Below are 20,435 nucleotides of genomic sequence, written 5' to 3' on the forward strand. Positions count from 1 at the left end.
ATGGCGGCTGTCACCGAAGAACAAGTAGAGCTGGTGCGCTCGCTGGTCGCATCGATACCGGCCGGTCGGGTGTCCACGTACGGCGATGTCGCCGACGCGGCAGGCCTTTCCAGCGCACGGATCGTCGGATGGATCATGCGAACTGACTCGGCCGACCTGCCCTGGCATCGTGTCATCGGCGCAAGCGGTCGCCCCGCACCTCATATCCGCACCCGACAGCTCGAGCTGTTGAGGGCCGAGGGTGTGCTGGCGGTGGACGGACGAATCGCGCTACGCGACGTCCGCCACGGCTTCTAGCGCACCCGGCACCGCAGTTGCCGAGGCGAACCGGCCCACCAGGAGATTCACAATCTCGGGATGCACACCCAACGGTTGTGCGACACCATCGGCTCCGCACGCAGCCAGGCGCTCCTGAAACAGACCTTGCGCCAACAGATACGACGCGATGAAGACGCGTCGACCGGTCGCGCGCGCTGCTGCGACCATGTCGGGCACCCGCGGCTCACCCGTGGCGACATAGCCCACCCTGACGGGCCCAGTGTGGTGCGACAGCATGCTCGCCGCGGTGTGCACCTCATGACGAGCCCGGGGGTCGGAAGACCCCGCCGCCGCCAGCACCACCGCATCGCCATGACGCCACCCGGCCTCGCGCAGCCGCTCGACCATCACCCTGGCCAGCACCGGATCGGGCCCCAACGTTTGGGTCACCGTGACGCTGGGATGTCCACTCAGCTCAACATGCTGCGGAATATCTTGGTGCACATGGTATCCCGATGCAAGAAAGGCCGGAACCAAGACCGCGGGACCTTCGATCGTCGACAGCACCTCTGACGGGGTAGGACCCAGCACATCGACGAATGCGGTGCGCACCGCACCTATGCGTAGTGACACCGCCTCGGCGAGCGCCGCGATGTTCTCCACGCCGGCGGCCGAACGCGTTCCATGTGCGACCAATACGAACTCATCCACGGCATTCCCCAATCATGGTCGGATCGATCGCCAGCCGGTAACCCCGCTTGACCACTGTTTGAATCACTTTCGGCGCACCGAGCGCAGACCGCAGACGCGTCATCGCCGTCTCAACCGCATGGGTGTCGTCTCCGCCGCCGGGCAGGACACCCAACAGATCTTCGCGAGACACCACCTGACCGGGACGCACCATCAGCCGTTTCATCAACGCCATTCCCGCCGGAGAGATCTGACGCGTCTCGCCGTCAACCGCAATCCCGCAGCTGCGCACACTGACAACATGCCCGCCAGCATGGAAACGGGGTGCACGCCTGGTCAATTCGTCGGCAACGTGCCGAGCCAACGCGCCCAGCCGCGCTCTTTCGGGTTGCGTTGTCTGCACACCCAGCACTTCCAGCGGCGCCGCGGTCACCGGGCCGACACACAGCGGCGCCACTCTGCCCCGCAGCGCGGACAGCAGCTCATCCAATCGCCCGGTTGCCTTGGCGCGACCAAGCATTGATGCCACCGCGGGGGCACTTGTGAAACTGATCCCGTCCAACTCGGCATTGATGGCCATGGAGATCATGCGGTCCATCGGCCGCTGGTCCTCCGGTGGTTCCCAACGGTATACCGGCACCCGAATCACCTGGGCACCAGCGATTGTCAGCGCTTCACAGAGATCGGCGATGGGCTCCCACTCGGTGGCGGCACCATGCAGCTGCACGGCGATGCGCCGACCCTCGACACCCTCTTCCAGGAGCCGATCCAGCACCTCCGCTGACGACTCGGACGCGGGTGACCACTCTTCTCGCAGCCCCGCTTGGCGAATCGCCCCAGTGGCTTTGGGCCCGCGGGCGACCAAACGCCCAGACTCCAACGCCGACTTGAGACCTTCAGCCACACCCCATTCATCGGCGGCTTCGATCCAGCCACGGAACCCGATTCCGGTGGTGGCCACCGTGACGTCGGGCGGGTTGGCGATGACGAGTTCAGTGGCCTCTCGCAACTCCGCGTCATCCGCGAGCGGGATGATCCGGATGGCCGCGGCGTACACGACGGCAGCACCCCGGCGTTCCAGGAGTGCGATCAATTCCTCCGACCGGCGCGCAGCAGTGACACCGATGGTGAACCCGTCGAGCCGACGCTCTTGTTCGTTACGCGGCAACCGCGTTCCGGTGTCGGCTCCTGAGCATTCCGATTTCGACGTTTCCATTGATCACCCGCACCTCGAAGACTGGCAACCGGCGCGACGCATCATCGAGGCAACGCCCGTCTATTAGCGAGAAGACCTGCTTGAGCAGCGGCGAAGCCACCGTCGGCTCGCCGCCACGGTCACCGGTCAAACCGCGCGACATGACGGCGGCATGACCGTATGGATCGATGTTACCGACCGCGTACAGCTCTCCATTGGACAGCAGAAACAGTGCAGCCTGCACATCATCCGGAAGGAGTACCGCAGCACCCCGGCCAGGGGTGAGCGAGTCCACCGCACAGACCGTCGACCACACGTACTGGTATCGCCTCAGACGGGGGCGAGCGTCCAGAATTGTCATCTCCGGCCTTTCTTCTCGTTGTGTTGTGTCATGTCTACCCCTGTTGTGTTACCCGGGTATTACCGCCGCCGGTTCGCTACGTTGCGGACTCGGTGGCGGACCTGAATCCCGGAGTGCCCAAGAGCACCGGAATCTTCCGCGGACCGCTGTCGTCGAATGCGATGGTGGAGTCGAGCTCTTCGGGCGCATTCACGAACGACACGAATCGGCGCAGCTTGTCCTCATCGGCCAAGACGGCCGCCCATTCATCGGAATAGCCCTCAACGTGGCGGGCCATTGCGGCTTCCAGGTCATCGGCGATACCCAGCGAGTCCTCGCACACCACTGCCCGGATGTGATCGAGGCCACCCTCGATCGCCTCCTGCCACGGCGCCGTGCGCTGCAGCCGATCCGCGGTGCGAATGTAGAACATCAGATAACGGTCGATGTATTTGATCAGCGTCTCCGAATCCAGATCTCCGGCCAGCAGTTTGGCGTGCGCCGGGGTGGCGCCACCGTTACCTCCGACATAGAGGTTCCAGCCGTTCTCGGTGGCAATGACGCCGACGTCCTTGCCCCGGGCCTCGGCGCATTCGCGGGCACATCCGGACACGCCCATCTTGAGCTTGTGCGGGGAACGCAGACCGCGGTAACGCAATTCGAGTTCGACGGCCATGCCCACCGAATCCTGAACCCCGTACCGGCACCACGTCGAACCCACGCAACTCTTCACGGTGCGCAGGGACTTGCCGTAAGCCTGCCCGGATTCCATGCCGGCGTCGATGAGCCGCTTCCAGATCAGCGGGAGCTGCTCGACGCGAGCACCGAACAGATCGATGCGCTGACCACCGGTGATCTTGGTGTACAGCCCGAATTCCTTGGCCACTTCGCCGATGACGATGAGCTTCTCCGGAGTCACTTCGCCGCCCGGCAGACGCGGCACCACCGAATAGGTGCCGTTCTTCTGCATGTTGGCCAGGAAGTGGTCGTTGGTGTCCTGCAGCGCGGCCTGCTCCCCTTCCAGGATGTGGTCGCTGGACGTGGAGGCCAAGATGGACGCGACCGTGGGCTTGCAGATGTCGCAGCCGGTTCCGGTGCCGTGCTTGGCGATCAGCTCCGAGAAGGTCCGGATCCCCGTCACCTGCACCACTTGGAAAAGCTCGGCGCGCGACTGTGCGAAGTGCTCGCACAGCGCCTTGGACTGCTCGACACCCTGAGCGGCCAGGATCTGCTTGAGCATGGGAATGCAGCTACCGCAGGATGTTCCGGCACAAGTGGCCGCCTTGAGGGCGGGCACATCGGTGGCGCCCTCACAGATGGCGCTGCAGATCGCGCCCTTGGTCACCGCGTTGCACGAGCAGATCTGTGCATCATCGGGCAGTGCGCCGACGCCGATCTCTGCACCCGAGGGCGCGATCAGTGCGGCCGGGTCTGCCGGCAGCTCCCGGCCCAGCATGGGCCGCAGGGTGCCGTAGGCGCTGGCGTCACCGACGAGGATGCCGCCCAACAGGGTTCGCGCATCATCGGAGACCACGAGCTTGGCATAGGTGCCCTTGGTGGCGTCATTGAAGACGACCTCCAGGGCGCCGTCGGAGGCACCGTGGGCATCACCGAAGCTGGCGACGTCCACTCCGAGCAACTTGAGCTTGGTGGACAGATCGGCGCCCGGAAACTCGGAAGTGCCGCCGAGCAGCCGGTCCGCGACAATCTCGGCGGTGGTGTACCCGGGCGCGACGAGCCCATAGCAGCGCCCCTCGATGGCGGCTACTTCACCGATCGCATAGATGTGCAGATCGCTTGTCTGGCAGCCGACATCGGTGAAGATGCCTCCGCGTTCGGCCAACTCGAGCCCACATTCCCGGGCCAGCTCATCACGCGGCCGGATGCCCGCCGAGAACACCAGCACCGAGGCGTCGATCGTGGATCCGTCCGACAGCTGTACGGACAGCGTTCCGTCTTCTGCCTTCTCGATGGCCGCCGTGGACACACTGGTGTGCACCGTGAGCCCGAGCTCGGTGACCAGCCGGGTCAGCAGGGCACCGCCACCCTCATCGACCTGCAGGTGCATGAGGCGGGGATTGAGCTCCACGACGTGCGGGGCCAACCCCATGAGGCGCAACGCATTCGCGGCCTCCAAGCCGAGCAGCCCACCGCCGATGACGACACCCGCAGCACCCGGCGACTTGTCGGCGACGGCCTTGATGGCATCCAGATCATCCATGGTGCGGTAGACGAAGCAGCCGTCGGCGTCGCCACCGGGCACCGGGGGCACAAACGGGTATGAACCGGTGGCCATCACCAGCGCGTCGTAATCCAGGACGGTGCCGGCTTCGGTGGTGACCGTCTGCCCGGCCCGGTCGATGCCGACCACCCGGTCGCCGAGATGAAGAGTCACCATGGGGTCATCGGCGTAGCTGTTTCCGGTGAGCGCCAGCGAGTCCCGGTCCCAGCTCTCGATGTACGAGGACAATGCCACGCGGTCGTACGCGGCGTCGGATTCCTCGCCGAGGACGGTGACCTGCCACTGATCGGTGGCGTCACGCTCGCGAAGCACCTGGACAAATCGGTGGCCAACCATTCCATGGCCGATGACGACGACTTTCTTGTTCATGACTTTCACACCGCCACTTCGTCTTTGGACTCGATAACTACCGGCGCGGGGACTCCCACCGGGCGCCGCACGTACGCGTACCAGGTGACCGCCGCGCAGACCACATAGAAGGCAAGGAACACCCAGAACGCCATGGTGGCCGACTTTGCGGCGCTGAGGTAGGACGCACGCAGCACCAGGTTGATGGCCACACCACCGAGCGCACCGATGGCTCCGGCCACACCGATCAAGGCACCCGACATGGTGCGCGACCAGGTTTCGTCGAGCCCGGCGCTATGCGCCTTGGCGGCGAAGATCGACGGAATCATCTTGTACACCGAGCCATTGCCGATTCCGGAGACAACGAACAGGACGATGAAGCCCACGACATAGGCGGTCATGATGGCTCCGGAGGGTGCGCCGGCCGTGCGGTCGTCGATGGTTCCGGCGGACACCAGGATGCCCGCGCCGAAGATCATCGCGACAAAGGCGTACAGCGAGATCTTGCCGCCACCCGTGCGGTCGGAAAGCCAGCCGCCGAACGGGCGGGCCAGCGAGCCGAGCAGCGGCCCGATGAACGCGATCTGAGCGGCGTGCAGCGATGCCTGCGCCGCGGCCTGGGCCGGGGTCAGTCCGCTGTGTGCGAGCCCGGCAAGGAAGTTCAGCTGCAGCACCTGCCCGAACGCGAAACTGAAGCCGATGAAGGAACCGAAGGTGCCGATGTACAGGAAGGCGATGATCCACGAATCCCGGTACTTCATCACGTTGATGAGCGAGCGGCCGTCGGTCTTCTGGTTCGCCAGGTTGTCCATGAACAGCGCCGCTCCCACGGCGGCGAAGGCGATCAGCACGAGGTAGACACCCGCCACCCAGTGCGGCGAACGGTTCCCGGCGGTGGCGATGACGAGCAGGCCGAGCACCTGAATCACCGGGACGCCGATGTTCCCGCCACCCGCATTGAGGCCCAGCGCCCAGCCCTTGAACCGTTGCGGGTAAAAGGCATTGATGTTGGTCATCGAGGAGGCGAAGTTTCCACCACCGAATCCCGCGACCGCAGCCACGATCATGAAGGTGGTGTATGACGTCTCCGGGTGCGCCATGAAGTACAAGGTGAGTGAGGTCGGCACCGCCAGCACCAGGGCGCTGAAGATGGTCCAGTTACGCCCGCCGAACCACGCGGTGGCGAAGGTGTACGGCAGCCGCAGCACGGCACCGACCAGGGTGGGCATGGCCACCAGGAAGAACTTCCCGGCCGCGTCGATGTGATACACGTTCTGCGGCATGAACAGAACCATCACCGACCAGATGGACCACACCGAGAATCCGACGTGTTCGGCGACCACCGACCAGATCAGGTTGCGCCGCGCCACTTTCGCACCGCCGTTTTCCCAGGCGGCGACATCCTCCGGATCCCAGTTCTCAATCCAGCGTCCGCGCCGTGCAATTGGGGCTGCTGCCGTGTTGTTCGCCATGCAAGCAAGGTAGAAAAATCTTGTTGCAGCGGCGCTGCTGGCGATGACCGAGCCATCACATCTCGCTCACATGAGTCTGTCATGTGACGGTGAGCATCCCCGACTACGTCACATGGAGGCTCGAAAGTGATGTGCGTTACAGCGTGAGCCGCACCAGCGCCGCGGTCCGCGCCAGCCCCGGGAAGGACTGTGCCGACGAACGGGGGTGCAGTGCGTGTACGGCCAGCCGGAAGATCAAGGCCCGCAACAGCATCTGCGGCCACTCCGGCAAGGTCGCCCAGCGTTCGATAAGACCGTCGTCCGCGTCTCCCCAGGACAGTGCGTCCACCACCGCGACACCTGCCGCCCAGGACGCGGGACGCCAGTAGGGGGTGATGTCGGTGATACCGGGCGCAGCGGCACCCGCGAAAAGCACGGTGCCATACAGGTCACCGTGGACCAGCTGCGGTGGACTCTTGGTGGGCCGCCGCAGACTGGCCAATTGATTGATCAGATCGATGGATCGCTGGCCATCGGGCGAACCGGGCGATACCCGGGCAGCAGAGGGCCAAGATTGCAGCGGCCGGTCTTCCCAGGCCGCACGATCGGCCGCGATGAATACGTCGACATCGGCCCAGGGCGCCACCGGGGGCTGGGTGAGGAATCGGGGACGTTCCAGCTTGGAGGTGGCCTCATGGAGGCGCACCGACAGCGACACGACCTCGTCGTGCCGGGGCTCGGGCGCGCCCGCAACGAATGTGTCCGCACGCCAACCCGATACGACATACCGCCCGTCGGTGGAGCGAACCGGCCGAGCCAAACGCACCCCGTCGATGAACAGGGTGTCGCGCACCTTGGCGGACCACGCGGCACGCGCATGATCCGCTACCAGTGACAACACCACTTCACCGCAGCGCCAGCCACCCTCCCATGTCGGGCCTAGCTGGACTGGTTTGACGCCGCTGAGCCCGTAAGTCGCGAGCACGTGCTCGGGTGGGCGGTCCACAGTCACGCGGGATACGTTACCGCCTGCAATGAACTGGATTGTGTTCGCTCGGAGTTCGTGTCGGCAGTCACAGATGGGAGGTCCCGCAATACGTGGCTGTTGCTGGTTCCCATCGATCAGTACATGACCATGTCGGGGTCCACCTGTTTGGCCCAGGCGGCGATGCCACCCTGGAGGTGTACCGCGTCCGCGAAACCCGCCTTCTTGACCGCCACAAGCGCCTCTGCCGACCGAATCCCCGTCTTGCAGTACAGCACCGCCTGACGATCCTGCGGCAGCTTGGCAAGGCCGGCTCCGGACTCCAGAGTCGACTTGGGCACCAACTCGGCACCGTCGATGTGAACGATGTCCCATTCGACCGGCTCGCGCACGTCGATCAGCGCCACCTTCTTGTCGGCGTCGAGCAATTCGCGCAGCTCACGGGGGGTAATAGTGGAATCTGCGACCGCAGCCGAAGCCTCGTCGCTGATCACGCCGCAGAACGCGTCGTAGTCGATGAGCTCGGTGATCTTCGGCGTGGCCGGATCCTTGCGGATCTTGATGGTGCGGTACGTCATGTCGAGCGCGTCATACACCATGAGCCTGCCGAGCAAGGAGTCACCGATTCCGGTGATCAGCTTGATGGCCTCGGTACCCATCACCGAGGCGATGGACGCGCACAGGATGCCCAGCACACCGCCCTCCGCGCAGGACGGCACCATGCCCGGAGGCGGCGGCTCGGGGTACAGGTCGCGATAGTTCAAGCCGAGCCCGTCGGGCGCGTCTTCCCAGAAAACAGATACCTGCCCCTCGAAACGGTAGATCGAGCCCCACACGTAGGGCTTGTGTGCGAGCACCGCGGCATCGTTCACCAGGTAGCGCGTCGCGAAGTTGTCGGTGCCGTCCAGGATCAGGTCGTACTGGGAGAACAGGTTCACCGCGTTATCGGGTTCCAGGCGCAACTCATGCAACCGCACCTCGACCAGCGGATTGATCTCCAGCACCGAGTCACGTGCACTCTGCGCCTTGGACCGGCCGATATCGGACTGGCCGTGGATGATCTGGCGCTGCAGGTTGGACTCGTCCACAACGTCGAACTCGACGATGCCGATGGTGCCGACACCCGCGGCGGCCAGGTACAAGAGTGTCGGAGATCCGAGGCCGCCCGCACCGATGACGAGCACCTTGGCGTTCTTGAGACGTTTCTGCCCATCGACGCCCAGGTCAGGGATGATCAGATGCCGGCTGTACCGCGCGACTTCGTCGCGGGTCAGATCGGCGGCGGGACGTACCAACGGCGGCAATGTGGGCACCGTGACTCCTGTAACTCGAATTCCTCAGGGCTGTCTGAAAGGGCTACAGCTGCATCAACAGTATCGGGATGCCAACCCTTCCCGAGCCGGGACTGCCGCTACGGAATCGGATACGGCCAGGGATTCGTGCGGCAGCTCTTACCGTCGGGCTTGATCGAATCCGCGTCGAACTTCGCCGCGTCATTGTTGTTGGTGCTGAATGTCTGCTGCATCATTACCGGCGCCAGCTGTTGGTCCTGCTCACACGGTTCGTGAACCCGATAACCGATGGCATGTCCGACTTCGTGGTTGATGACGTACTGGCGGTACGAGGTGATGTCGCCCTGGAACGGCACGGCACCGCGCACCCACCGCGCTTCGTTGATGAACACGCGCCGGTCACCGTTTTCGCCGTATCGCGGGTTGTAGCACGAGGCTTCGAGCTGAATCTCATAGCCGCAGCCCTCGCGCACCGTCGCCGGCGAGGTCAGTGAGATCCGGAAATCAGGTGTGCCGGAGTCGATCCGGACAAACCCGAACTGCGGGTTATGCGTCCAGCTCTTCTGGCTGGCCAATGTCTCGGTCACCATGCGCGCGAAGAGATCGTCACCACCGAAGCCCATGGTGTCGATGCCGTCTTCGACCTCGATGGTGTATGCGAACACCTTCGCCGCACCCGTCCCGATCTGGGGCGTCGTACCCGGTACGACGTGCCAGGACTTGGCGCCGGCCTCGGTGAACGACTCCCCCTCCGGCAGCACGCCGGTGGGCAGGGTCGCGTCGAACTGCGTGAGGCCCTTGGGTGGAGCACCGATGATCGCGTCACCCAACGCGCCAATGGATGGCGGATCGGCGACGGGCTCGTTGGGGCCGGTACCCGCGTGTGAGGGTTCGCGCTGCGTGACGGTTTGGTAGCCGACGAAGACGGTCAACCCGACCAGCAACGGGATGGCGTACGCGCGCCATCCATAGGTGGAGATGAAACGGCCGAGCCAGGTCTGCTTGCGCCAGCGATCGCGATCGCGCCGATCGGAACGGATGCGCCCGCTTCCCTCGGCGAGCGGATCGCGCTGGGCGCGCAGTGGCTCGTAGCGTTCGGAGGACTCCTGCACGGGGAGTCGACTCATGGTTTCTGGCATGGACCTACGATTATGCGCCCATTGGTGCCGGTCGTAGGTCACCGGGCAAGGATGGCATAGCGACAGGCCATCACGCCTCGGGCACGCCGCCGGATGCCAGGAGTACTGTCTGTAGTTCGGGTTCAGGCGGATTGAATAGCCGTTTGAGTGACATGGCGTGCGCGATCATTAAGTCGTGTGCGCGCAGAGGATAAGGACATGCGTGATCTTGCGAATCTGGCCGGCCGTCGAGGCACGGTGAACTCGACGGTGGCGACGCAAGATTCGACTCAGGGAAATGCTCGGCGTGGTGGACGGCTGCCACGCGACGAACGCCGCGGCCAACTGGTGGGCTCTGCCAGTGAGATATTCGTCGACCGCGGTTACCACGCCGCGGGCATGGATGAAATCGCAGAACGTGCGGGCGTAAGCAAACCTGTTCTTTACCAACACTTTCCGAGCAAGCTGGAGCTGTACCTCGAGGTGCTGCACAAGCATGCCGACAATTTGGTTTCCAGTGTGCGACAGGCGTTGCGCACCACCACGGACAACCGTCAGCGGCTACGCGCAGCGGTGATGGCGTTCTTTGATTTCGTCGAGCACGACAGCCAGGGTTACCGGCTGATCTTCGAAAACGATCTGGTGGGCGTCCCACAGGTCACCGAGCGCGTTGAGGGCGCCATCAGCGCCTGCACCGACGCGGTTTTCGATCTGGTCAGCCACGATTCCGGACTGGACCCCCACCATGCCCGCATGGTGGCCGTCGGCCTGGTCGGGATCAGCCAGGTGAGCGCCCGCTACTGGCTGGACAACGAGAAGCCCATCTCCAAGGACGACGCGGTCAACGCGACCGTCGGGTTTGCCTGGGGCGGGCTCTCACACGTTCCGCTGCAGCCGCTGGACTAGCCGCTGAAACCGACGCGTCGCGCGTCGGCAACGCCGATCTCCACGTAGGCGATCCGGGCCGCCGAGATCAGGTACTTGCGACCCTTCTGGTCGGTGAGGTTCAGCACATCCGATTCCTTGGCCAGCGCCGCGGACACGACCTTCTCGACGTCAGCCGGGGTCTGATCGCTCGAAATGACCAGCTCGCGCGGGCTATCTGTGACACCGATCTTGATCTCCACGGGGACACCTTTCCAAGTTGTTGAGCCGCCATCGAGCTCGTATCGACGAGGTTAGCCGACGCGCTTCACGCCGACACACCTCGCATGATCGTGCCAGTCCGCAAGTCACAGCAGTAACATCAGCATCAGATTTCACATTTGATATGGGGCTGAGAGGAAGCGCTGATCATGGTCGGTTATCGCGGAGATTCTCGGTACACGAGCGACTACGAGCCCTACGACGACCCGTACGACTCCGAGACAAGCCCGCAGTATCGCGAGTACTCAGGTCTCGACGAGGACTTCGAGTACCGGCCCCCGGGTTCCAACGAAAACTGGAAATGGGTCGCGTCCATCGCCGGCGCCGTGCTGGCGATCGCCGTCATCGCGACGGCGGTCGTGCTCAGTGGTGGCGAAGACAAGCCGCCGGCCGCCGCCATCACCACACCCGTGCCCTCACTGACTCCGGTGACCACCACCGCACCCCCGCCGCCGCCCTCGGCGACATCGACACAACCCTCGACGACAACCGTGACGAGCACCCCGGTGCAGGAGACTCCGTCCACCGCGCCGTCCACCGAGGCGCCGGCACCCGAGCCTCCCCCGTCCAACCCGATGCTTCCGCCGGAAGGTCAGCGGCCGATCACCCCCGCGGCATTCGCGTACTACGTGACGGGTAACCAGACACCGGGCGACCTACTCACGATCACCTACACCGATGGCAATGGCACAACGCGGACCGTGCTCGGCGCCTCGCTGCCCTGGACGATGATCGTGACCCCGAGCCCCGGTATCACCGGCGGCTCGATCACGGCGACGAGCTTCGCGAGCCAGATCAACTGCTCGATTACCAACAGCGAGAGTCAGATACTGGCGGTGCAGAGCAGCAACAGCATCATCGCGCGCTGCGCCAAGTAGATCTCGTCACTACGCCAGACCGAGGACGGCCATCCGCTCGGTGTGCGCCTTCTGTAGCCGCTCGAAGAACTCGTTGAGGTTGCCCAAGCCGGCGTCACCGGACATCACCAGCTCGGCAAGCTCATCGTGTCCGGCCAGCACGTGCTGCGCCTGCGTCACGGCCTCACCCAGCAGCCGCCGCCCCCAGAGGGTGAGCCGGTTGCGCTGCTGCGGGTTGTCCTTGACGGCCTCGCGCACCTGAGCGATAACGAATTCCGAATGCCCCGTGGTGCCCAGCACCGACTTGAGAACCGCCGCCGATTCACCCGGCAGCGAGGCCACGACCTCGCCATAAAAGTCGGCCGCCAGCGAGTCGCCGATGTACGCCTTCACCATGGCCTCCAGCCAGGTCCGCGGCAGCGTCAGTGAGTGGTAGTTCTCCAGGGTCTTGACGTACGGCTCCATGGCCGCCAGGACGTCAACTCCGTTGGCCTCCATCGCATCCCGCAGCACCTCGTAGTGGCGCATCTGCGAAGCGGCCATGCTGGCGATGGCGATCTTGCTGGCCAGGTCGGGTGCCATCTTGGACTCGTCGGTCAACCGGTAGAACGCCGCGATCTCGCCGTACGCGATCACCGCGAACAGCTGATTGACGCCGGGAGGATCGAGGTCCGTACTCATGTCTGGAACTCTAGTCGGGGGCCCACGGCAGAACACCGATCTGCGCGGCAAACCACGGCGAATCGGAAAAACGCAGCTCACCCGCTACCATGGTCGCAGGACGAACGCCCTGACCACGAAGCACCCAGGGATTTCTCCCACAGGAAATGTGCGTGCACGTGCTGCCCTCGCCAATAGACGCGAGCCCGGCCCCTTGGAATCTTAGGAATCCGACCTACCGATCGTGCGCGCTGAGCGAAAACACGAAAGGTACGTACACCCTCATGAGTCACATCGAACACACCTTTGCCCAGCTCGGGGTCCGCGACGAGATTGTTCGCGCCCTACGCGAGGTCGGAATCGAGCACCCGTTCGCCATCCAGGAGCTCACCCTTCCCCTCGCTCTCGGCGGCTCCGACCTCATCGGCCAGGCCCGCACCGGTATGGGCAAGACCTACGCGTTCGGCGTCCCGCTGCTGCATCGCATCGCCACCGGCGTCGAGGACCGGCCGCTCAACGGCACGCCCCGCGCCCTGGTCGTGGTGCCGACCCGTGAGCTGTGCATCCAGGTCTACGAAGACCTGATCAAGGCGTCCAAGTACCTGTCGGCCGGTGACCGCGACTTCAGCGTCGTCTCCATCTATGGCGGACGCCCGTACGAGGCGCAGATCGAGTCGCTGCGCGCCGGCGCCGATGTCGTTGTCGGAACGCCCGGACGCCTCCTCGACCTGGCCCAGCAAGGTCACCTGCAACTGGGTGGCCTGGCGATGCTGGTGCTCGACGAGGCCGACGAGATGCTGGACCTGGGCTTCCTGCCCGATATCGAGCGCATTCTGGCGCTGGCGCCATCCGCCGAGTCGGGGCGGCAGTCGATGCTGTTCTCGGCCACCATGCCCGATGCCATCATCACCCTGGCCCGCACGTTCATGAATCGCCCGACCCATATCCGGGCCGAGGCCCCCCACTCGTCGTCGGTGCACGACTCGACCGAGCAGTTCGTATACCGGGCACACGCGCTGGACAAGATCGAGTTGGTCAGCCGCATCCTGCAGGCCGAGGGCCGCGGCGCCACCATGATCTTCACCCGCACCAAGCGCACCGCCCAGAAGGTCTCCGATGAGCTGGCCGAGCGCGGTTTCGTTGTCGGCGCGGTACATGGTGACCTCGGTCAGATCGCTCGCGAAAAGGCACTGTCCGCGTTCCGTTCCGGTGAGATCACCGTGCTGGTCGCCACCGACGTGGCCGCCCGCGGCATCGACATCGACGATGTCACCCACGTCATCAACTACCAGTGCCCCGAGGACGACAAGACCTATGTGCACCGCATCGGACGTACCGGTCGTGCCGGGCGCACCGGCATCGCGGTCACCCTTGTCGACTGGGACGACATCGCGCGCTGGCAGCTGATCGACAAGGCACTCGGCCTCGGCGTACCCGATCCCGACGAAACCTATTCCACCTCACCGCATTTGTTCACCGAGCTGAACATCCCCGCCGATGTGGCCGGTTCGGTCGGCCCCAAGTTCGCCGGCGGACCGAAGCGCCGTGAGCCCCGGGCCGAGCGCACCGAAGGCGACAAGCCCAAGCGCACCCGCACCCGTCGGCGCACCCGAGCGGGCGAGCCCGCCGACGGTGCGGTCGCCGAAGCGCCCGCGGCAGTGGCTACCGCCGAAGGTGACCAGCCTGCTGCCGCGCGCCGTCGTCGGCGCCGTCGTCGTCCCAACGCGGCCGCTGCCACCACCGCCACGGCGTGATCGCACCGGAGCGGCGCACCCGGGCCGACATCATTGCTGCGGCGGTGATCGCCGTCGTGGTCGCCGTTACCGGTGCCACGATCTGGTGGACCAGCGACGCCCGTGCCACCGTCAGCCATCCCGCAGCCGGGGACATCAAACGCCCGATGAGTGCTACCCGGGTTCCCGACTCGGTGCGCGAACTATGGTCCGCCACCAGTGGAGCCACGAAGGGGCCGGTCATCGCCGGCGGCGCGGTCGTCAGCGCCGACGGACACGAAGTAGTGGCCCATGACCCGGTAACCGGGGCCCAGCTGTGGTCTTACGCGCGCCGCAATCTCGATCTGTGCGGCGCGATCGGCTTCATCGACGACGCGGTGGCCGTCTATCGAGACGCACGCGGATGCGGCCAGGTCACCATGATCGACGGACAGACCGGCCGCCGAGGCCCGCTGCGCAGCAGCCCCAACGACCCGAAGGTGTCGTTGTCGACCGATGGCACCTACGTGTTGGCGCTCGGCAGCACCCGGCTTGAACTGTGGCGTTCGGACATGGTGCGCACCCTGGAGTACGGGCGAGTCGTCGCTCCACTGAACCCCAACAGCCAGCCCCGCGTGGACTGCACGCTGAAATCGGGTGCCGTCGGGTCCAGCGTGCTCGCGGTGCTGGAAACCTGCCCGCAGGACTCCACCCTGCGGCTGACGCTGCAAAAGCCCACACCGAAAGACAACGACAAGCCCGAGGAGCTCTACTCGGCGGCGCTGCCCGGCGTCGAACGCGGCTCCGCGGCCAAGGTGCTTGCGGTCGCGGACACCCGATCGGCCGTGTATCTGCCCGGCACCCACAATGAACTGGTGGTCTTCGACGACCACGGAATGCGCGTCGGCGCGACGGCCCTGCCGGGCGAGGTGGTCCAGTCCAACACCGCCGCCCAGGCCGGCGACGTCGTCACCTGGTGGACGGGCAATCAGGTGCTGGTGCTGGGCGGCTTCGATCTCGCCTACCGATTCGTCCTGCCCACCACCAAGAAGCCACTGGGGCCGGGCACGGCCATGGCCGGTGAGTTACTGATCCCCGTCCAAGGCGGGATCGACGTCTTCAACATGACTACCGGAGAATTCCGGAAATTCATTGCGGTGCAACGTGATTCGGCTGACGAGAAGAGCCCTGTCATCAGTGCCGTGGTCGGCAATACGTTGGTGGAGCAACGCGGATCACGCGTCTTCGCACTGGGTTAGTTCGCCCGCGCGGAGTGCTCGACTCAGTCCACCGGCGGGGTGAAGGTCGGCATGGCCTTGCCGCTCTTCCAGTGCTTCACCAGGCTCTGCGCCAGCTCTCGATAGGCCAGCGCGCCCTTGTTCTTGCGGCCGGCGAGCACCGAGGCACCCGAAGCGCTCGCCTCGGCGAAGCGCACCGTTCGGGGAATCGGCGGCGCGAGCACCGGCAGCTCGTAACGATCGGCGACATCCAACAGCACATCGCGACTGTGCGTGGTCCGTGAGTCATACAAGGTGGGCAGCGCGCCCAACAGCGTTAGCCCGGGGTTGGTGATCTGCTGTACGTCGGTCACCGTCCGCAGGAACTGTCCGACACCTCGGTGCGCCAGGGTCTCGCACTGCAGCGGCACCATCACCGAATCGGCCGCCGTCAAACCATTGAGCGTCAGCACGCCCAGGGACGGGGGGCAGTCGATGATCACCACATCGAAGTCGTCCCCCAGAGATTCGAGCGCCCGCTTCAGCGCGTACTCACGTCCCGCACGCATCAGCAGCATCGCCTCGGCGCCGGCCAGGTCGATGTTCGCAGGTAACAGCGTCAGATCCTCGGCGGTGGTGAGCAGCGCCTCCTTGATATCGGCCTGCCCCAGCAGCACCTCGTGCACCGAAACCCCCAGGCGGTCCGGATCCTGCCCCAACGAGAACGTCAGACAGCCCTGTGGGTCGAGGTCAACCAGCAGCACCTTCTTGCCGGCCTGGGCCAACGCCGCGCCGAGGGACGCGACCGTCGTGGTTTTGGCCACCCCACCCTTTTGATTGGCTACCGCCAGCACCCGAGTCACGTCCACATACTGGCATGCCGAACACGATCACGACGGAAGTCGGTACGGCACAATCAAGTGCGTGTCTGCCCCCCAGAACCGAATGTTGTTGCTACGCCATGGCGAAACAGAGTGGTCAAAGATCGGCAGGCATACCGGTCGCACCGATCTGGATCTCACGGAAATCGGCCGCGCCCAGGCGGTGGCGGCGCGCGAGGTGCTGGCCAATCTCGATCTGAATGATCCGGTTGTGGTGAGCAGTCCGCGCCGACGGGCGATCCAGACCGCCGAACTGGCGGGTCTGACGATCGACGCAACCGACGAGGAGCTCGCCGAATGGGACTACGGCGACTACGAGGGCCTGACCACCCCGCAGATCCGCGAGAACGACCCGGGTTGGTTGGTGTGGACACATGGCTGCCCCGGCGGCGAGTCGGTGGCGCAGGTGCAGGCGCGCGCCGACCGGGTGATCGCCAAGATCGCCGCCGAGCTCACCCGACGCGACGTGTTGTTGGTCGGTCATGGCCACTTCTCGCGCGCCCTCATGACCAGGTGGATCGACCTGCCGCTGGAAGAGGGCACCCGGCTGGGCATGGCCACGGCCTCGATCGCGGTGGGCGGGCATGAGCACGGCCAGCGCCAGGTGGCCGCACTTGGGCTGACCGGGTACAGGCACCCGGTACCGTCTAGCTGACCATGACGGCCACCGACTCGCCCGCATACCCGCATTTCGTGATGTCCCGGGCGGCCGACGCGTTGTATGCGTATGGCCGCGAGAGGGCCTACGACGACGTCGCGAGTGCCGCAGAGGCCCTGCGCGCAGGTCGGCACCGCATGCTGGTGGGTGCGCTACCTTTCGACACCTCCAGGCCTGCAGCACTGACGGTTCCGGCGACAGTCGAACGCGGGCAACCCCACGAGTTCTACGGCACCATGCCGAATATCCATGTGACACACCAAATACCAGAGCCCTCCGAGCATCTGCGACGTGTCACCGAGGCTGTCGAGGTGCTGCGCGACACCGCCGGGGGCCTGTCCAAGGTGGTCCTTGCGCGGGTGCTGGAGTTGCAGGCCGATGCCCCGGTGGACGCCTTGGTGCTGACCCATCGGCTGATCCGAAACGACCCCGATGCCAACAGTTTCTGCGTGGACCTCTCCCCCGCAGGTGAGCGGTTCCGTGGACACACCATGGTGGGCTGCAGCCCGGAACTGTTGGTGGAACGCCGCGGAGACATGGTGATCTGTCACCCGTTCGCCGGTTCGGCCCCTCGGTCCAGTAATCCATCGCAAGACCGGCGCACGGGCGAAAACCTCGCGGGCTCGCACAAGAACCGCCACGAACACTCCGTGGTGATCGATCAGCTGCGCGCGGACCTGTCCTCGTTGTGCGTCGATGTCCAGGTCCCACCGGAGCCGACGCTGAGTCGTACCGCAGCACTCTGGCATCTGAGCACCTCCATCAGCGCTCGGTTACGCCAAAGTTCCACCACCGCACTTGATTTGGCAATGGCATTACACCCCACTCCGGCGGTGTGCGGTACCCCCACCGAGGCGGCGGCCGACCTGATCGCACGCATCGAGGGTGATCGCGGGTTCTACGCAGGAGCGGTCGGCTGGTGCGACAACAGCGGAGACGGTCGCTGGGCCGTCTCGATCCGCTGCGCCGAGCTGTCGGCGGACGGCACGGCGATCCGCGCCTACGCGGGCGGCGGCCTGGTCGCCGAATCGGATCCCCAGGACGAACTGTCAGAGACCACCGTCAAATTCCGGACCATATTGGCAGGGTTAGGAGCCCACAGTGAGTGACACCCAGATTCGCCGTGCCATCGAAGCGGACGTCCCGGCCATCGTCGGCCTCATCGAGGATCTGGCGGAATACGAGAAGGCGCGCGATGAATGCCACATCAGCCAGGAGCAACTCCATAAGGCGTTATTTGGTTCGGCTCCGGCACTTTTCGCACATGTCGCAGAGGCAGGCGGGGTGGTCTGTGGCACCGCCGTGTGGTTCCTGAACTTCTCCACCTGGACCGGTCAACACGGCATCTATCTGGAGGACCTGTACGTCAAGCCCGAACAGCGCGGCACCGGCCTGGGGAAGGCCCTGTTGTCCGCGCTGGCCGCCGAGTGCGTGGCCAACGGCTATACCCGGCTGGATTGGGCTGTGCTGGATTGGAATACACCGTCCATCAAGTTCTACGACTCGATCGGCGCGAATCCGCAATCGGACTGGATCACTTACCGGCTGCAGGGCCCGGCTTTGGCACAGCTGGCCTCGGACCGCTAGTCCGATTCGTCGGCACCGGATTCGTCACCGCTGGCCCATATCTGAGCGGTGGGACTGAACAGCAGCGCCAGCGCCACCACGGCGACGATGGCGATCGGCACGCCCAGCGCGAGCTGGTGCGATCCCACGGCCGCGTACCACGCTACGGGCAGGAGCAGCAGCTGCATCATCACCGCGATCCCTCTGCCCCAACGTTTCCCCGTGGCGAGGGCGAGACCCGCCGCAAGGACGGCGGTGCCGAACACCGCGAACCACGCGGCGGTGCCGTACCCGTTTACCAGATGCTGGTCGGCGCCACCGGCCGCCCGCACCACCAGGACCACAGCGATGACCAGTCCCACGGCACCTTCACCGGCAACAATCGTCCCGGCGCGGCGAACGGTATTCGGAACGGCTGTGGTCACCCGACAAGCCTAGGTGGACACTTCGCGGTGGCGATGGGCAGCTTGCGTGACGAAGGTCCCGCTAGGCTCATGCCCCGTGCGTGCGGTCCTCATCGTGAATCCCAATGCCACCTCGACAACGGCGGCCGGGCGTGACCTGCTGGCTCACGCACTCGAGAGTCGAGTGCATCTCCAGGTTCTGCACACAGACCACCGCGGCCACGCCAGCGAGCTGGCCCGCCGCGCAGCCGACGACGGGGCGGCGGTCATCGTCGTACACGGCGGCGACGGCACGGTCAGCGAGGTGGTGAACGGCCTGCTCGGTCAACCGGGACATCCCGCGCCCGGGCCGCTGCCCGCCATCGCGGTGGTACCCGGCGGCTCGGCCAATGTGTTCGCCCGAACGCTGGGCATATCGGCCGACCCCGTGCAGGCCACCAATCAGGTGGTCGATCTGCTCGATGCACACCGCCGCGACCAGCGACGGTGGCGCCGGATCGGTCTCGGGCACTGCGGAGAGCGCTGGTTCATCTTCAACGCCGGAATGGGCCTGGACGGCGAGGTGGTCGCCGCGATGGAGGCGCACCGCAACAAGGGAAAGCAGGTCACGGCCGGACGGTATGTGACACGTGCGGTGCTGAGCTTCTTCCGCGGCGCACGCCACCAGCCGACCCTCACCGTCGAACTGCCCGGCCAGGAGCCGCAGCAGGGCATCCACTTCGCGTTCATCTGCAATTCCAACCCGTGGACGTACGCCAACGAGCGCGCCATCTGGACAAATCCGGGCACCGGTTTCGAGAGCGGTTTGGGCGTGTTCGCATCGAAGAGCATGAACGTAATGGCCAATCTTCGTCTGGTCCGCCACATGGTGGGCGCACCCCGCCCGGACCGTCCCGCAGCCAGCCACCTACTGCGCGAAGACGACGTCGCATGGGTGCGGATACGCGCGTCAGCACCAATCGCCACGCAGGTCGACGGCGATTTCCTCGGGTTCCGCAGCGAGCTGACCTTCACCGCCGAACCCGACGTTCTCGACGTGGTGGCCCCGGCAAAACCCGCAGACGCCCTCTCCTGAGACCGGCCGGGAAGGCAATAGTGTTGGGCGACAGCCCGTTCCGGACACAGCCGACTCACAGCAGCGACGCGGTCTACGTCACACCTGGAGCGGATCGGATGTACTACTTGACGTAGTCGAGCCTCGGCGGGCCGTGATGTTACTCACCAGTAGCACTAAGCCACCTGGGAAAATGAGGGAATCTCGCCAGATTCAAGGCGCAGATCGGATCAGTGTAGTACAAACGAATGTGGAGTCCGCAGACACCACCCCCGAGTGAGATTGACCACGTGTTAACTCACGCTATTGACTTCTGCTGAGCTTGTGAAACGATCGGAAGCAACAGTGCAGAAACATTTGG

General features: G+C 65.1%; 21 protein-coding genes. 9 read left to right on the forward strand and 12 right to left on the reverse strand.

Features of this window, described 5'->3' with window-relative positions:
- Positions 1-297, forward strand: coding sequence for an MGMT family protein (locus BB28_RS17640; RefSeq protein ID WP_046254441.1), 297 nt, complete (start codon positions 1-3; stop codon positions 295-297).
- On the opposite strand, the gene BB28_RS17645 is transcribed toward BB28_RS17640, so the two are convergent.
- From BB28_RS17645 to BB28_RS17680, 8 genes are all read right to left on the reverse strand, one after another.
- On the reverse strand, positions 271-969 hold the full coding sequence (locus BB28_RS17645) for a sirohydrochlorin chelatase (protein WP_046254442.1): 699 nt from the start codon (positions 967-969) through the stop codon (positions 271-273). The two genes, BB28_RS17640 and BB28_RS17645, sit on opposite strands and share 27 nt — an antisense overlap.
- Positions 962-2,116, reverse strand: a complete 1,155-nt coding sequence (locus tag BB28_RS17650) for a uroporphyrinogen-III synthase (protein WP_046254443.1) — start codon at positions 2,114-2,116, stop codon at positions 962-964. Before BB28_RS17650 ends, BB28_RS17645 begins: the two co-directional genes overlap by 8 nt.
- Entirely contained in the window at positions 2,106-2,459 is a 354-nt protein-coding gene (gene nirD / locus BB28_RS17655; RefSeq protein WP_046254444.1) for a nitrite reductase small subunit NirD, read from the reverse strand. The genes BB28_RS17650 and nirD overlap by 11 nt, the downstream gene beginning before the upstream one ends.
- Positions 2,460-2,580: 121 nt before the next feature.
- Positions 2,581-5,094 (reverse strand): nitrite reductase large subunit NirB, encoded by a 2,514-nt coding sequence (gene nirB, locus BB28_RS17660; RefSeq protein WP_046254445.1) that lies wholly within the window; start codon positions 5,092-5,094, stop codon positions 2,581-2,583.
- Between the two features lie 5 nt (positions 5,095-5,099).
- Positions 5,100-6,545: a nitrate/nitrite transporter gene (locus tag BB28_RS17665; RefSeq protein ID WP_046254446.1), complete on the reverse strand. Its 1,446-nt coding sequence runs from the start codon at positions 6,543-6,545 to the stop codon at positions 5,100-5,102.
- A gap of 136 nt (positions 6,546-6,681) precedes the next feature.
- The gene (locus tag BB28_RS17670; RefSeq protein ID WP_030096948.1) at positions 6,682-7,536 is read right to left on the reverse strand and encodes a TIGR02569 family protein; all 855 of its coding nucleotides are present in this window, start codon (positions 7,534-7,536) and stop codon (positions 6,682-6,684) included.
- 110 nt (positions 7,537-7,646) lie between these two features.
- Complete coding sequence (gene moeZ / locus BB28_RS17675; protein WP_191985276.1) at positions 7,647-8,813, reverse strand: adenylyltransferase/sulfurtransferase MoeZ; 1,167 nt, start codon at positions 8,811-8,813, stop codon at positions 7,647-7,649.
- 107 nt (positions 8,814-8,920) lie between these two features.
- Positions 8,921-9,940, reverse strand: a complete 1,020-nt coding sequence (locus BB28_RS17680; protein ID WP_044105209.1) for a DUF3152 domain-containing protein — start codon at positions 9,938-9,940, stop codon at positions 8,921-8,923.
- Positions 9,941-10,138: 198 nt separating this feature from the next.
- Between BB28_RS17680 and BB28_RS17685 the strand changes: the two genes are divergently transcribed.
- Positions 10,139-10,825, forward strand: a complete 687-nt coding sequence (locus BB28_RS17685; RefSeq protein WP_046255945.1) for an HTH-type transcriptional activator FasR — start codon at positions 10,139-10,141, stop codon at positions 10,823-10,825.
- On the opposite strand, the gene BB28_RS17690 is transcribed toward BB28_RS17685, so the two are convergent.
- Entirely contained in the window at positions 10,822-11,046 is a 225-nt protein-coding gene (locus tag BB28_RS17690) for a DUF3107 domain-containing protein (protein ID WP_030096944.1), read from the reverse strand. The genes BB28_RS17685 and BB28_RS17690 overlap by 4 nt on opposite strands.
- 168 nt (positions 11,047-11,214) lie before the next feature.
- Between BB28_RS17690 and BB28_RS17695 the strand changes: the two genes are divergently transcribed.
- Positions 11,215-11,943 carry an MmpS family transport accessory protein gene (locus BB28_RS17695; protein ID WP_046254448.1) on the forward strand — a complete coding sequence of 243 codons (729 nt, stop codon included), beginning with the start codon at positions 11,215-11,217 and terminating at the stop codon, positions 11,941-11,943.
- A 9-nt stretch (positions 11,944-11,952) separates the two neighbouring features.
- Here BB28_RS17695 and BB28_RS17700 read toward each other — a convergent pair whose 3' ends face one another.
- On the reverse strand, positions 11,953-12,603 hold the full coding sequence (locus tag BB28_RS17700; RefSeq protein ID WP_030096942.1) for a ferritin-like fold-containing protein: 651 nt from the start codon (positions 12,601-12,603) through the stop codon (positions 11,953-11,955).
- A 263-nt stretch (positions 12,604-12,866) separates the two neighbouring features.
- Here BB28_RS17700 and BB28_RS17705 point away from each other — a divergent pair, with 263 nt between their 5' ends.
- Both BB28_RS17705 and BB28_RS17710 read left to right on the forward strand, forming a co-directional pair.
- Positions 12,867-14,336 carry a DEAD/DEAH box helicase gene (locus BB28_RS17705; RefSeq protein WP_046254449.1) on the forward strand — a complete coding sequence of 490 codons (1,470 nt, stop codon included), beginning with the start codon at positions 12,867-12,869 and terminating at the stop codon, positions 14,334-14,336.
- Positions 14,333-15,553: an Rv3212 family protein gene (locus tag BB28_RS17710; protein WP_046254450.1), complete on the forward strand. Its 1,221-nt coding sequence runs from the start codon at positions 14,333-14,335 to the stop codon at positions 15,551-15,553. The genes BB28_RS17705 and BB28_RS17710 overlap by 4 nt, the downstream gene beginning before the upstream one ends.
- 23 nt (positions 15,554-15,576) lie before the next feature.
- Here the strand turns inward: BB28_RS17710 and BB28_RS17715 are convergent, their stop codons facing one another.
- Positions 15,577-16,374, reverse strand: coding sequence for a ParA family protein (locus tag BB28_RS17715; protein WP_030096939.1), 798 nt, complete (start codon positions 16,372-16,374; stop codon positions 15,577-15,579).
- 61 nt (positions 16,375-16,435) lie between these two features.
- Here BB28_RS17715 and BB28_RS17720 point away from each other — a divergent pair, with 61 nt between their 5' ends.
- From BB28_RS17720 to BB28_RS17730, 3 genes are read left to right on the forward strand one after another with little or no spacing between them, the layout of a single operon-like run.
- Complete coding sequence (locus tag BB28_RS17720) at positions 16,436-17,047, forward strand: acid phosphatase (RefSeq protein ID WP_046255946.1); 612 nt, start codon at positions 16,436-16,438, stop codon at positions 17,045-17,047.
- 2 nt (positions 17,048-17,049) lie between these two features.
- A complete protein-coding gene (locus BB28_RS17725) occupies positions 17,050-18,159 on the forward strand; it encodes an isochorismate synthase (RefSeq protein ID WP_046254451.1) in 1,110 nt (369 codons plus the stop codon).
- Positions 18,152-18,637 (forward strand): GNAT family N-acetyltransferase, encoded by a 486-nt coding sequence (locus tag BB28_RS17730; protein ID WP_046254452.1) that lies wholly within the window; start codon positions 18,152-18,154, stop codon positions 18,635-18,637. The genes BB28_RS17725 and BB28_RS17730 overlap by 8 nt, the downstream gene beginning before the upstream one ends.
- Here BB28_RS17730 and BB28_RS17735 read toward each other — a convergent pair.
- Complete coding sequence (locus BB28_RS17735) at positions 18,634-19,041, reverse strand: hypothetical protein (RefSeq protein ID WP_046254453.1); 408 nt, start codon at positions 19,039-19,041, stop codon at positions 18,634-18,636. The genes BB28_RS17730 and BB28_RS17735 overlap by 4 nt on opposite strands.
- Positions 19,042-19,117: 76 nt before the next feature.
- On the opposite strand from BB28_RS17735, the gene BB28_RS17740 reads away from it, so the two are divergent.
- A complete protein-coding gene (locus tag BB28_RS17740) occupies positions 19,118-20,095 on the forward strand; it encodes a diacylglycerol/lipid kinase family protein (protein WP_046254454.1) in 978 nt (325 codons plus the stop codon).
- Positions 20,096-20,435 lie beyond the last annotated feature (340 nt).

Source organism: Mycobacteroides chelonae CCUG 47445, assembly GCF_001632805.1.
In the GTDB taxonomy this organism is placed as follows: Bacteria; Actinomycetota; Actinomycetes; order Mycobacteriales; family Mycobacteriaceae; genus Mycobacterium; species Mycobacterium chelonae.

Bases quoted from the DNA above. Each gene is read 5' to 3' on its own strand.
- BB28_RS17640 (WP_046254441.1), top strand. From the start codon at position 1: ATGGCGGCTGTCACCGAAGAACAAGTAGAGCTGGTGCGCTCGCTGGTC.
- nirB (WP_046254445.1), bottom strand. From the start codon at position 5,094: ATGAACAAGAAAGTCGTCGTCATCGGCCATGGAATGGTTGGCCACCGA.
- BB28_RS17665 (WP_046254446.1), bottom strand. From the start codon at position 6,545: ATGGCGAACAACACGGCAGCAGCCCCAATTGCACGGCGCGGACGCTGG.
- BB28_RS17680 (WP_044105209.1), bottom strand. From the start codon at position 9,940: ATGCCAGAAACCATGAGTCGACTCCCCGTGCAGGAGTCCTCCGAACGC.
- BB28_RS17685 (WP_046255945.1), top strand. From the start codon at position 10,139: ATGCGTGATCTTGCGAATCTGGCCGGCCGTCGAGGCACGGTGAACTCG.
- BB28_RS17695 (WP_046254448.1), top strand. From the start codon at position 11,215: ATGGTCGGTTATCGCGGAGATTCTCGGTACACGAGCGACTACGAGCCC.
- BB28_RS17700 (WP_030096942.1), bottom strand. From the start codon at position 12,603: ATGAGTACGGACCTCGATCCTCCCGGCGTCAATCAGCTGTTCGCGGTG.
- BB28_RS17705 (WP_046254449.1), top strand. From the start codon at position 12,867: ATGAGTCACATCGAACACACCTTTGCCCAGCTCGGGGTCCGCGACGAG.
- BB28_RS17725 (WP_046254451.1), top strand. From the start codon at position 17,050: ATGACGGCCACCGACTCGCCCGCATACCCGCATTTCGTGATGTCCCGG.